10 protein-coding genes and 1 pseudogene are annotated in these 11,647 nt (G+C 70.2%); 5 read left to right on the forward strand and 6 right to left on the reverse strand.

Annotated features, from left to right (window positions below):
• Positions 1-9 precede the first annotated feature (9 nt).
• On the reverse strand, positions 10-726 hold the full coding sequence (locus BMG523DRAFT_RS04645; RefSeq protein WP_023840006.1) for an OsmC family protein: 717 nt from the start codon (positions 724-726) through the stop codon (positions 10-12).
• A 314-nt stretch (positions 727-1,040) separates the two neighbouring features.
• Here BMG523DRAFT_RS04645 and BMG523DRAFT_RS04650 point away from each other — a divergent pair, with 314 nt between their 5' ends.
• The 3 genes from BMG523DRAFT_RS04650 to BMG523DRAFT_RS04660 all read left to right on the forward strand — a co-directional run bounded on the left by BMG523DRAFT_RS04650 (position 1,041) and on the right by BMG523DRAFT_RS04660 (position 3,703).
• On the forward strand, positions 1,041-1,823 hold the full coding sequence (locus tag BMG523DRAFT_RS04650) for a thiopeptide-type bacteriocin biosynthesis protein (RefSeq protein ID WP_011438820.1): 783 nt from the start codon (positions 1,041-1,043) through the stop codon (positions 1,821-1,823).
• Positions 1,824-1,828: 5 nt separating this feature from the next.
• A complete protein-coding gene (fxlM, locus tag BMG523DRAFT_RS04655; RefSeq protein ID WP_011438821.1) occupies positions 1,829-3,031 on the forward strand; it encodes a methyltransferase, FxLD system in 1,203 nt (400 codons plus the stop codon).
• A 468-nt stretch (positions 3,032-3,499) separates the two neighbouring features.
• Positions 3,500-3,703 (forward strand): cold-shock protein, encoded by a 204-nt coding sequence (locus tag BMG523DRAFT_RS04660; protein ID WP_011438823.1) that lies wholly within the window; start codon positions 3,500-3,502, stop codon positions 3,701-3,703.
• Positions 3,704-3,878: 175 nt separating this feature from the next.
• Here the strand turns inward: BMG523DRAFT_RS04660 and BMG523DRAFT_RS04665 are convergent, their stop codons facing one another.
• A complete protein-coding gene (locus tag BMG523DRAFT_RS04665; RefSeq protein ID WP_011438824.1) occupies positions 3,879-4,325 on the reverse strand; it encodes a response regulator in 447 nt (148 codons plus the stop codon).
• Between the two features lie 440 nt (positions 4,326-4,765).
• Between BMG523DRAFT_RS04665 and BMG523DRAFT_RS04670 the strand changes: the two are divergent.
• Both BMG523DRAFT_RS04670 and fdxA read left to right on the forward strand, forming a co-directional pair.
• Positions 4,766-5,107 (forward strand): annotated as a pseudogene (locus BMG523DRAFT_RS04670) (carboxymuconolactone decarboxylase family protein); the annotation flags it as partial.
• Positions 5,108-5,535: 428 nt separating this feature from the next.
• Positions 5,536-5,871 carry a ferredoxin gene (gene fdxA, locus BMG523DRAFT_RS04675; RefSeq protein ID WP_011438826.1) on the forward strand — a complete coding sequence of 112 codons (336 nt, stop codon included), beginning with the start codon at positions 5,536-5,538 and terminating at the stop codon, positions 5,869-5,871.
• Positions 5,872-6,358: 487 nt separating this feature from the next.
• Here fdxA and BMG523DRAFT_RS04680 read toward each other — a convergent pair whose 3' ends face one another.
• The 4 genes from BMG523DRAFT_RS04680 to BMG523DRAFT_RS04695 form a co-directional block, all read right to left on the reverse strand.
• Complete coding sequence (locus tag BMG523DRAFT_RS04680) at positions 6,359-7,438, reverse strand: 2-oxoacid:ferredoxin oxidoreductase subunit beta (RefSeq protein WP_011438827.1); 1,080 nt, start codon at positions 7,436-7,438, stop codon at positions 6,359-6,361.
• Positions 7,435-9,438, reverse strand: coding sequence for a 2-oxoacid:acceptor oxidoreductase subunit alpha (locus tag BMG523DRAFT_RS04685; RefSeq protein ID WP_043590499.1), 2,004 nt, complete (start codon positions 9,436-9,438; stop codon positions 7,435-7,437). The genes BMG523DRAFT_RS04680 and BMG523DRAFT_RS04685 overlap by 4 nt, the downstream gene beginning before the upstream one ends.
• Positions 9,439-9,552: 114 nt before the next feature.
• Positions 9,553-10,905 carry a cysteine desulfurase family protein gene (locus tag BMG523DRAFT_RS04690; protein ID WP_011438829.1) on the reverse strand — a complete coding sequence of 451 codons (1,353 nt, stop codon included), beginning with the start codon at positions 10,903-10,905 and terminating at the stop codon, positions 9,553-9,555.
• Positions 10,902-11,609: a HesA/MoeB/ThiF family protein gene (locus BMG523DRAFT_RS04695; RefSeq protein ID WP_308726835.1), complete on the reverse strand. Its 708-nt coding sequence runs from the start codon at positions 11,607-11,609 to the stop codon at positions 10,902-10,904. Before BMG523DRAFT_RS04695 ends, BMG523DRAFT_RS04690 begins: the two co-directional genes overlap by 4 nt.
• Positions 11,610-11,647 lie beyond the last annotated feature (38 nt).

The raw sequence follows: 11,647 nt of genomic DNA on the forward strand, positions 1-11,647 counted from the left end.
CGGCCTTTATCAGGCGATCTCTATGCCGACGTCGGGCGGCTGGTGCAGCGAGTTGTGGACGGTGCAGTGCGAGGCCACCGCTACGAGGCCGGGCCGGCGCCGTTCCGGCAGACTGGCGGGAACGGCGATTCGCAGCCGCACCGCCGCCACCCGGGCGGGTCGGTCAGTCGCCATGTCGAACTCGGCAGCAACCCGCAGACCGTCCCGGCACACGCCATGGCGGGTGAGGTACCGGCCGGCGTAGAAGGCGACGCAGGATGCGAGTGAGGCGACGAACAACTCTGTCGGCGTCGCCGCGATGTCGTCACCACCGTGCCGCAGCGGCTGGTCAACCAGCATCTCGTGTCCACGGACCCCGATCGCGTACGACTCACCCGCAAGGTAGGCCACATCGATCCGGCCCGGGTGACCGTCTCCGGACCCAGCCGTGTCCCGCCCGCGGTCAAGCGCCGAGTCTGCTGTCCCGACGGCATCCTCGCGGTCGCGTTCGGCTGCCGCGGCCTGCGCCAGCAGCCGTCCGGCCAGCTGCCGCGCCTCGGGCACGGTCAGGTGCGCCCACTCCTCGCCGCGGTCGTGCCGTTGGCAGCCGACGTTCAGAATGATCTGGCTGGCGCCCTGGCCCTCCCCATCCAGGGGAAGCCGTCCGATGATCATGTCCTGCCCATGGGCGGTCCGGATCACGTCGCGCGCGAGCGCATCGGCTGACTTCGTTCTCGGTCCGTTCATCACGCCCCCCTGACGTCTTGTACCTGCCATGCCGAGGTTAGGACGATGAACGGTATTGATCAGGGGCCATCGGTCCCGGCCAGCGGGGCCAGATGGACGCCCACCGCGCTGGGGATGAGGTCCTTTGAACGGCGTGGCGCGGACCGGCCCTGCCGCATGTCCGCCGACGAGGATCAGCCCACCGACCTTGCGCGCCGGAACCGGGAGCACACCGGCCGCGTACCAACGGCGCGCGGTCACGTACGCCACGGCCTGCGACTCGGCCCACTCCTTAAGGCTCGCGTGACCATCATAGACCGCCACAGAGCGCTACGGTGTGGTGCCAAGACTGGCGTGCCGCCGAACATCTGGGGGTTACCCAGCTGGCACCACTGCTGACCTCAGCTGAGCAGACGGACGGGATCAGCCTGTGGTGGTTCACCAGGAAGGCAGCCTCCTGGCGGATCCGCTGGCGCCCAGGCCCAAATCGGGACGGGCGCAACCCCGCGGAGTCCGGCGACGGCAGGCTCCGCGCCGTGCTCAACGGCGACGCGGTCCACCGCTGGGCACCCGCCGTCTACGAGCCTGAGATCCACGCCTTCGGTGGCCCCGCCGGCATGGACGTCGCGCATCAGCTCTTCCACCACGACAGCCGCAACGTCCTCGCCCACCTCGACCGAGCCCGCCCCGAGCATCGGGCCGAGGTCGGACTCGTGCTGGCCGCGGCGCTGCTGAGGTCAGCTGGCCAGGACTACTACGAACAGGGTGACGTCTGGACCCGCGTCGCCAGTCACCGCCGCACCCGCCAGGCCAGTGCGCGGCAGCCCGCCGCCACGGCGGCTACCCGAAACGCCGTCCGGCAACTTCTCGCCGCCCGCACCGTGCAGCCCCTCAAAGCGCTACCGGCGTGGCCGGCAGCGTTCCGGCACGCGGGTCGGTCACTCGCGAACCTCGCCAACCAGGGCCAGCTCACCCGCGGCCTCCGCGCCGTTCTTGCCCATCACATCCTGTTCGCCTGGAACCGGCTCGGCTTCCCCGCCGCCGACCAGGCGCAGCTCGCCCACACCACCGCCGCCATCATCTTCGATGACCCCGGCCCGATCCCTGACGAACGGTGACCACGATGACCACCCGCACCCCCGAACAGCTCCGCGACAACCTGGTCGCCGACATCCACCGCTGGGGCACATTCCGAACCGCCCAGGTCGAAGCCGCGTTCCGCACGGTCCCGCGACACCTGTTCCTGCCCGACGTCGACCTGGAAACCGCCTACGCCCCCCAGGTCGTCGTCACCCGCCGCGCCCCCGACGGCACCGCGCTGTCCTCAGCATCCCAACCCAGCCTCGTCGCCGCCATGCTCGAACAGGCCGGCGTCCACCCCGGCCACCGCGTCCTGGAGATCGGCACCGCCACCGGCATCAACGCAGCACTCCTCGCCGAACTCACCGGCCCGACCGGCCAGGTCACCACCATCGAGATCGACGAGGAGCTCGCCGCAGGCGCGCGCACCGCACTGGTCAAGGCCGGTTACGAACGCGTGGACGTTGTCCACGCCGATGGTGCGGCGGGCCACCCGGGCGGAGCGCCCTACGATCGGATCGTCATCACGGCCGGGGCCTGGGACCTGGCCAAGGGCTGGTGGAACCAGCTCGCCCCCGCCGGTCGTATCGTCGTGCCTCTCCGTCTCCACGGAAGCGGCCTGACCCGCTCCCTCCCGCTCGACGCCGTTGAGCCGGGCCGGCTCGTCAGCCGCTCGGCGCTCGTCTGCGGATTCGTCCCCCTACGTGGCGCCGACGCCCACACCGGCCGTACCCTCGCCCTCGCAGACGGTGTCGCCCTGCACGTCGACGACCACGACCCCGCCGACGAGCCGGCGCTGCGCGCCGCGGCGGCCAGCCCACCCCACAACCTGTGGACGGGGCTGACGATCCACGACGACGAACCGACCGCGCACCTCGACCTGTGGCTCGTCACCATGGGCGCCCGCTTCGGCCGCCTCGCCGTCGACACCACCGTCCGCCCTGACAGCCAGCTCACTCCGACACGGCGCTGGGCCGGGGCCACCATCCACGACGGCACCACCATCGCCTACGTCACCCTGCGTCCCCTCGCATCCGACACCGACGAACTCGGCGTCACCGCCCACGGACCCCACGCGGCCACCCTCACCGCGCACCTCACCGATCTGCTGCACCAGTGGCGCAAAGAAGGCCCCGCCGAACCTGTCGTAACGGCCCATGCCGCGGACACCCTGGAGGACCAGACCGTCGCCGGACACCGCGTCGATCGGCCGAACAGCCGACTCACCGTCCGCTGGCAGCCCTGAGAAGAGGCGGGACCCGATGGCCTTCACCACATCGACAGATGCGGCACCCACGACGTTCGCTCTCGTCGCACCACGGTTTCCCCTCGTCCCCCGTGACCGGCCATCCTGCCCAGCCCTCGACGCCCGGATCTACCGGGGTGGATCACCCGCGGCGCCACCCGGATGGCAGGTCCCGGGTCATCATCGCCGACGCCGAGATGCAGCGGCACGCGAGCGCCGGCCCCCGGCTACTACACTCGCTGGGTGCCGATAACCGACGTTTCGCCAGCTGCTTCGCATCGAGTCCGACGGGACAAGAGCCAAGCGGGCACACCACGTCGGTGGAGGGGTAGGCTGTAGGTGTTGCTTGTTCTTCCGTGCGTGACCTACGCAGAGAACGGCACGACTGGACCACGGCACCGGCCGGGGTCTGGGGCGAGGCCGGTACGCGAAGGACGCTTACCGGGAGCGCGGCAAGGAGAAATAATCGTGGCGCAGGGTACCGTCAAGTGGTTCAACGCGGAGAAGGGCTTCGGATTCATCTCCGTCGACGGTGGCGGCCCGGACGTGTTCGTCCACTACTCCTCGATCGTGGCGGACGGCTACAAGTCCCTGGATGAGGGCCAGAGCGTCCAGTTCGAGATCGTGCAGGGCCAGAAGGGACCGCAGGCGGACAACGTCCAGCCCGTCTGAGGCCGTACCACCCCCAGCCTTACGCGTCGGCGCGCGGCTCCCGTGGGAGCCGCGCGCCGATGTTGCGTTGGCCGATGTTGTGTTGGCAGGCCGGTAGTCTCACCGCAGTAGTTGACCGACGCCGTCGGCGGGCACCGCTCGATCATGGGCCATGTGCACCTGACGAGCGACCAGATCAGCGCCCGGGCAACCGAACCACGGTGATGAAGAAGTCGTCGATGAACCGCACGTCGTCGACGAACCGGTCGAAATCGACCGCCTTCGTCACGTAGGCGTTGGCGTGCAGGTTGTAGCTGCGCAGGATGTCCTCGGCAGCGCCCGAGGTGGAGAGCACCACGACGGGGATGCGTCGCAGGTCGGTGTCGGCCTTGACCTCGGCCAGCACCTCGATGCCGCCCCGGCGCGGCAGGTTGAGGTCCAGCAGGATCAGGTCGGCCGCCGGGGCCTGTGTGAAGGGCTCCTCCCGGCGAAGGAACGCCATGGCTTGGATGCCGTCGTTCACGACATGCAGCCTGCCGTTGATCCGATCATCCGCGAACGCTTCGCGGGTCATGAGGACATCCCCCGGGTCGTCCTCAACCAGCAGTACGTCGAACGGGTCCGTACGGACACTCGCCGTCATCTGGATACCTCGAAGTAGAGGCCGCCATGGCATGGCAGCCGGACGAGAAGCGGGGGTAGGGGATGTAAAGCGGGGCCAGGGCGGACAGGACAATCAGCGCCTACGGCGCGGGACGGCCGCTCCTCGAGAGCGTGAGCGGGGCCGCGAGCAGGCGCGGGCGGAGTCCGTCCGGCCCGGAACGGTAACCGGACACCCCGGAATCGATGCACGGACTTTGGCGATGTCTGACGGTACGCCAATGGAAGTGGTCTGTCGCCCCCCCTAACAGGGACAAGTCCGAGGACGAGCCGAGGCTCACCGTTTTCGGCCTCGCCGCGACCGCCCGGGCACCCACGACCCCACGACCGCCCGGCTACCCCGACCGCCCGGGAACGAGGCCGGGCTTCGGCCGTTCCCGGCGTGGCGGTTCCCGGTCGTCCCCGGCGGGAAGGCAAGGGGTCATGAGCTCCGGCAGCCCGGTCCAAGACGAGATCCGCCCGCATGCCCGCGAACTGCGTCGGCTGATCCCGGACGTATACCGGGGGCTCGGCACCCTGGGCGACGCGGCTCTCCGTGACGGCGCCCTGGACAGCCGCACGAAGGAGCTGATCGCACTGGCGCTCGCCGTGAGCACCCAGTGCGACGGTTGCATCGAGGCACACGCTCACGGCGCCGTCCGGCAGGGTGCGACCTGCCAGGAGGCGGCCGAGGCCATCGGGGTGGCACTGCTGATGAACGGCGGACCGGCGTCGGTCTACGGCCCGCGCGCGTTCGCCGCCTTCAGGCGTTTCCGCGCCGAGCGGCACGAGGCGGGGGACGGTACGGCGCCGCTCGGGCACGTAACCCCGGCCTCGCCGGGACACGCTCCATCAACCGCCCAGGTTCAGCCCCCCGGCAACACCGACGTCTGAACCGGCGACAGAGGACCCGCCGCGCCGGCGGCCCAACGGACGGTGGTGCCCGCAGACCGTCGTCAAGACCGGCTGAGGACACGCCGGCGCGGGTGCCACCGCCCTCCGGCGGACAGGCCCGGACGGCCCGGCTACAGGCAAGGAAAATCTCATGGTTAAAAATATCCCTGGAGATTTCCTCGCCCCCCGTTTCGGGCCATCGAAATTCGTTGCCCTACGGACGAGTTGTTTACCTGTCCTTTACAGTTCCACCCACCCCGGCCGGCGGCATCCTGTTACGATTTTCCCGTGACCGCAGGCGAACGGGGAAGAAGGCTCCGATGACGTTTGTCGTCCTGTCGCCCTGCATTGATGTCAAGGACACCGCCTGCGTGGAGGAGTGCCCGGTCGACTGCATCTACGAGGGCAGCCGCAAGCTGTACATCAACCCGGACGAGTGCATCGACTGCGGAGCCTGCGCGTCGGTCTGTCCGGTCGACGCGATCAAGAGTACCCGGATCGTGCCGGCGAGCGAGGCCGAGTTCATCGCGGACGAGGCCCGGTTCTTCACCGACATCCTGCCTGGTCGGGATGCTCCGATCGGTAATCCGGGCGGCGCCGGCAAGATCGGCCCGATCGGGGCGGACACCGCTTTCGTCGCGTCCTACAGACGCTGACGAGACAAGCCGCCGGCGAAGGCTGACGCGGCCACGGCGTCAGCGAGACCGCCGGCCCACGGCCGGTGCTCAGGACCCACCCCGTCCGGGCACCGGCCCTCTACATTTCGGGGGCGAAACAGGGGCCGAGACCGAAGCAGAGTTGCGGGTTTCCCAACGGGTGATGTCGACCGGTCGTGCCGTCGACCAGATGACGCGCCGCGGAATGTCGATTGACGAGAAGGCGGCGTGACAAAAATCCCGGAAAACGGCATGCAGACGTCATCGCCAGGCGACCGGAGAACATGACGGAAACCACGTGGGGCCGGAACCGAAATCACTCCGGGCCGAGGCCGGGGCGGGCACCGTAACGGACCCCCTGAGGGGATCAGGCCAGCCCCGACAGGCCTGATCCCCCGCCCCCCGAGCATCCATCCGACGACCGTCCATCGGTCCGGTTCGCCTCAGCCGTAGGTCTCATCCCGGCCGTAGGTCACCCGGCTGCGACCTACCCGGCCACCGTCCAGGAGTCGGCGCCCTGGAGCAACGTCCGCAGATCGCCCAGGCCGCCGGGCCGGGCGGTCGCCAGCCGCTCCTGGAACAGCTGGTCGAACACGGGATGCGAGACCGACCGGTAGACGCCGATCGGCGGCTCCGGAAACTCCGCCTGCGCCAACTGGGCCAGGGCGTAGGCATAGGTCGAGTTCTCCACCGTCGGATCGTGCACCACGACGCGGGGGTCACCGCTGTGCCCGACCGCCAGCTCCCCGGTGGCCGGGTCGCGGATCACGGCGTACTGCTCGTCCACGCCGAAAACCACCGGCATACCGGGCGAGAGCCGGATCGGCCCCTGCTCGCCCTTCGCCCCGGCGGCGCCGGCATCGGCATCGGCATCGGACCGCTTCGGCTGACGGGGGATCGCGTTGAACGTGGGGCAGCCCTGCCGGATCTCCACCAGCGCCGCTCCCTGATGCGCCGCGGCGGCGGTGAGGGTGGCGGTGAGGTGGCGACGGTCCGAGTCGATCGTGCGGGCGACGAACGTCGCGCCGGCGCCGAGCGCGAGCGCAACCGGGTCGAACGGGTTGTCGAGCGACCCGTGGGGGCTCGACGGGCTGATCGTGCCGATCCTGGAGGTCGGCGAATGCTGACCCTTCGTCAAACCGTAGATCTGGTTGTTGAACAACATGATCTTGAGATTCACGTTGCGACGCAGCGCGTGAATAAGGTGGTTACCGCCGATCGACAGCGCGTCGCCGTCACCGGTTACGACCCACACCGCCAGGTCCGGCCGGTTGATCGAGACACCGGTCGCGAAGGACGGCGCCCGGCCGTGGATCGAGTGGATGCCGTAGGTGTCGAGGTAGTAGGGGAACCGCGAGGAGCACCCGATGCCGGACACGATCACGATGTTCTCGGGCGGGACGCCGAGGGCCGGCAGCAGACCCCGCATCGTCGAGAGGATGGCGTGGTCCCCGCAGCCGGGGCACCAGCGGACCTCGTTGCCGGTCATGTAGTCCTGCGCGGTCAGCGCCGGCCGTCCCGCCAAGTCACCCGACGGTTCTCCGGATCCACCATTCAGCGAGATCATCGTCCTGCCTCCCCGGCCGTGCCGAGCTTCGAACCAAGGTGTATGTTCAACCGGGCGCTCACGTCCCCGACCGGCTTCGAGGCCGCATCCGCCGACGGCTCCTCGTCGATGCCCTGGATGATCCGGCTGATGACGGAGGTAAGCTCGGCGACCCGGAACGGCATGCCGCGGGTCTGGTTGTAGCCGACGGTGTCGATCAGGCATTCCCGGCGCAGGAGTCCGGCGAGCTGCCCGAGGTTCATCTCGGGGACGAGCACGGTGTGGTACTCCGACAGCACCGAGGCCAGGTTCGCCGGCAGCGGGGCGAGATGGCGCAGGTGCGCCTGGGCGACCTTCATGCCGTCGCGCCGCACCTGGCGGCAGGCTTCACCGATCGGCCCCCACGTCGAGCCCCATCCGATCACCAGCACATCGGCGCCGGATCCGGGGGGCCCGCTGGGATCATCGACCTCCAGGAGCGGCACGTCGATGTTATCGATCTTGGACTGTCGGGTGCGGACCAGCAGGTCATGGTTGTCGGGGTCGTAGGAGACCGCACCGGTCAAGTCGGCCTTCTCCAGACCGCCGATGCGGTGCGTGAGCCCCGGGGTACCCGGGATCGCCAGCGGGCGGGCCAACGTGATCGGGTCCCGCACGTACGGCAGGAAGATCGGGTTACCGGCCTCGTCCACCCCGTTCGGGCCGGTGGCGAGATCGATCCCGATGGTGGGCAGCTCCGCCGTCTCGGGCACCCGCCACGGCTCGCTGCCGTTGGCGACGTAGGCGTCGGACAGCAGGATGACCGGGGTGCGGTAGGCCAGCGCGATCCGGGCTGCCTCCAGCGCGGCGTCGAAGCCGTCCGCGGGCGAACGCGCCGCGATCACCGGCAGCGGCGCCTCGCCGTGCCGGCCGTACAGGGCCTGGAGCAGGTCGGACTGCTCGGTCTTGGTCGGCAGACCGGTCGACGGCCCGCCGCGCTGCACGTTGACGACAACGAGCGGCAGCTCCATGATCACCGCAAGGCCGAGAGCCTCGGTCTTCAGGGCCATCCCGGGACCGGAGGTGACGGTCACGCCGAGCATCCCGGCGAAGGACGCGCCGATCGCGGAACCGATGGCGGCGATCTCGTCCTCGGCCTGGAAGGAGCGCACGTCGAAGGAGGCGAGCGCGCTCAGCTCGTGCAGAATGTCGGAGGCGGGAGTGATCGGGTAGGCGCCGAGGAACAGCGGCATCCCGGCCTGCTGCGCGGCGGCGACCAGGCCGTAGGCGATCGCCTTGTTGCCCTTCATGTGCCGGTAGGTGCCGGCGGGCAGCTTGGCCGGCTTCACCTCGTAGGAGAGCGCGAAGGCCTCGGTGGTGTCGCCGTAGATCCACCCGGCCCGCAGCGCGGCGATGTTCGCGGCCTGCACGTCCGGCTTCGCGGCGAACCGCTTCTGCAGGTAGGCGATCGTGTCCTCGATGGGCTGACTGAACATCCAGGACACCAGGCCGAGCGCGAACATGTTCTTCGTCCGGGCGGCGTCCTTGCGCTTCAGGTTGAACTCGGCGACGGCCGTGGCGGCGAGACCGGTGAGGTTGATCGCGTGCACGTGGTAGGCGTCCAGCGACCCGTTGGTCAGGGGATCGGCCTCGTAACCGGCCTTTTCCAGGCCCATCACCGTGAACGCGTCGGTGTCCACGATCAGGACCCCGCCGGGACGCAGCTCGGCGATGTTCGCCCTGAGCGCCGCGGGGTTCATGGCGACCAGAACGTCGGGCCGGTCGCCCGGGGTCCTGATGTCGTGGTCAGCGATGTGGAGTTGGTAGCTCGACACCCCGGCCACGGTTCCGGCTGGCGCCCGGATCTCCGCCGGGTAGTTCGGCAACGTTGCCACGTCGTTGCCGCCCGCGGCGGCCTGGGCGCCGAACCGGTCACCGGTGAGCTGCATCCCGTCGCCGGAGTCACCGGCAAAACGGATCACCACGTGTTCCAGTTGCGTGACCCCCGGATCTGGTCGTTCGGACAACTGTTCGGTTGGCATGGCGAAACCTCATCTCAACTTCTCAGCTACGCACGCCCGCGCCGGGCGAGCGGAACCGCGCGTGGCAACGCTGACAGCACGGAAGCGGGGTCAGGGAAGCGTGGGGGGAACGGGTCAGGGATAGGCGGATCGGGGGGCGGGCACCTCGGGCATGCGCAGGGCCCGCGAGAACACCCGGTCGGTGGGGATCTCCTGCGCCCGGAACTCGGTGGTGGGGCCGTCGAAAAGATCGTTCGACCGGTTCTGCTCCAGGGCACGCACGCGCAGCACCGCGCGAGCCACCGCGGCGGCGGCGGCGTGGATCTGGTCGACGCTGGTGAACCGGCCCACGCTGAACCGCAGGCTCTCCATGGCCGCCGTGGTCGACCGTCCCATCGCGGTGAGCACATGGGACGGCTCGGCGCCGCCCCCGTGACAGGCGGAGCCCGCGGACACCGCCACGTCCGGCAGACAGGCCTGGACGGCGTCGGCGTCGGCACCGACGAACCGCAGGTTGATGGTGTTCGGCAGCCGGCATTCGCGGCTCCCGCCGCGCTCACTCGGCCCGTTGAGCTCGACGGCATCGACGCCGAGCCACTCGACGAGCAGATCGTGCAGCAGCTCGGTCTGGGCCCGCTGCCGCGGGGCCTCGTCGTCCATCACCGCGGCGGCGATCCGCGCCGCGGCGCCGAAGCCGACCACCCCGGCGGTGTTGACCGTGCCGGCGCGCAGGCCCCGTTCCTGCCCACCGCCGTGGATCAGCGGTGCCAGCTGCGACCGGGCGTGTCGGCCGGCGATCAGCGCGCCGGTGCCCTTGGGCCCGTAGAGCTTGTGCGCGGACGCGAGGGCGAGGTCGATGCCGGCGTCCGCGACCGAGACCGGCATCCGGCCCAGTGTCTGGGTGATGTCGGCGAGGTAGAACGCCCCCGCCCCGTGGGCGAGCTCGGCGATGGGCCGCGGGTCGTTCAGCGTCCCGGTCTCGTTGTTCGCCGTCATCACCGCCACCAGGGCGACCTTCGAGACGGAGGCCCCGAGAACCCCCCCGTTCCCCGCGACGGCGGAACCGTCCCATACCGGTTGCAGCAGCGCGCGCAGATGATTGAGGTCGATCGTGCCGTCGGGATGAACCCGGATGGTCTGCACGATCGCCCCGTGCACCCGCGCCGCGGCCTCCGCCGCGGCGAGGACCGCCCGATGCTCGGTCGCTCCGACGAGTACGCGGCGGCAGGACGGCGGGGCGGTGGCCAGGACCCCGGCGATCGCCAGGTTGGCCGCCTCGGTCGCCCCGCTGGTGAAGATGACGTCACGCGGCTGGGCGCCGGCGAGGTTCGCCACGTCCCGCCGGGCTCCTTCGACGAGCCGGGCGACGGCCTGCCCCGCCGGGTGCGAGCTGGCCGGATTCGCGAAGTGGTCCCGCAGCAGCGGCAGCATCGCCCGGACAACCTCCGGGTCGACCGGGGTCGTCGCGTTGTGGTCAAGATAGATCACGGTGCGCCTCCAGAGCCGCAGTCCACGCAGGCGGGATCGCGCCGCGTCCGCGGCGTACGCAGGTCCGTGTCCCACAGGTCGAGGTGGATCAGCCGGCCGACCGCCGGCTCGGCGAATCCACCGGCGATCTTCAGCGCCTCGGTCGCCGCCAGGCAGCCCACCGTTCCGGCGACCGCGCCGAGCACCGGGAAACCGAGGGGCTCCCAGGACGGGTCCCCCTCCGGGAACACACACCGCAGGCAGGGCGAACCCGACCGGACCACCAGCAGATACGCCTCGGTGGCGTTCATCGCGGCGACGACCAGGGGGATCTGCGTCGCCAGGCACAGCCGGTTGAGCAGATACCGCTCGGGGAAGTTGTGCCGAGCGTCGACCACCACGTCCGCCTCGGCGATCAGACGGGGCAGGCTGGGATCGGTCAGATCCCGGTCCAGGGCGACGATCTCGACGTCCGGGTGGTGTGCGCGCAGGGTGTCGGCCGCGCACTCCACCCGGGCGTCGCCCACCCGGTCGGGCCGCATCAGGGTCTGCCGGTTGAGGTCCGGCTCCTCCAGAACGCCCGGATGGACCAGGATCAGCCGGCCGATGCCGGCGGCGGCCAGGTAGGTCGCCGCCGCTCCGCCGACCCCGCCCACCCCCGCCACCAGGACGGTCGCGCCGCTGAGCCGCCGCTGAGCGGACACTCCGAAGCCCGGAATACCCAACTGCCGCTCGTACCGTCGATTCGGGTCGAAGACGGACG

Source organism: Frankia sp. BMG5.23, assembly GCF_000685765.2.
In the GTDB taxonomy this organism is placed as follows: domain Bacteria; phylum Actinomycetota; class Actinomycetes; order Frankiales; family Frankiaceae; genus Frankia; species Frankia casuarinae.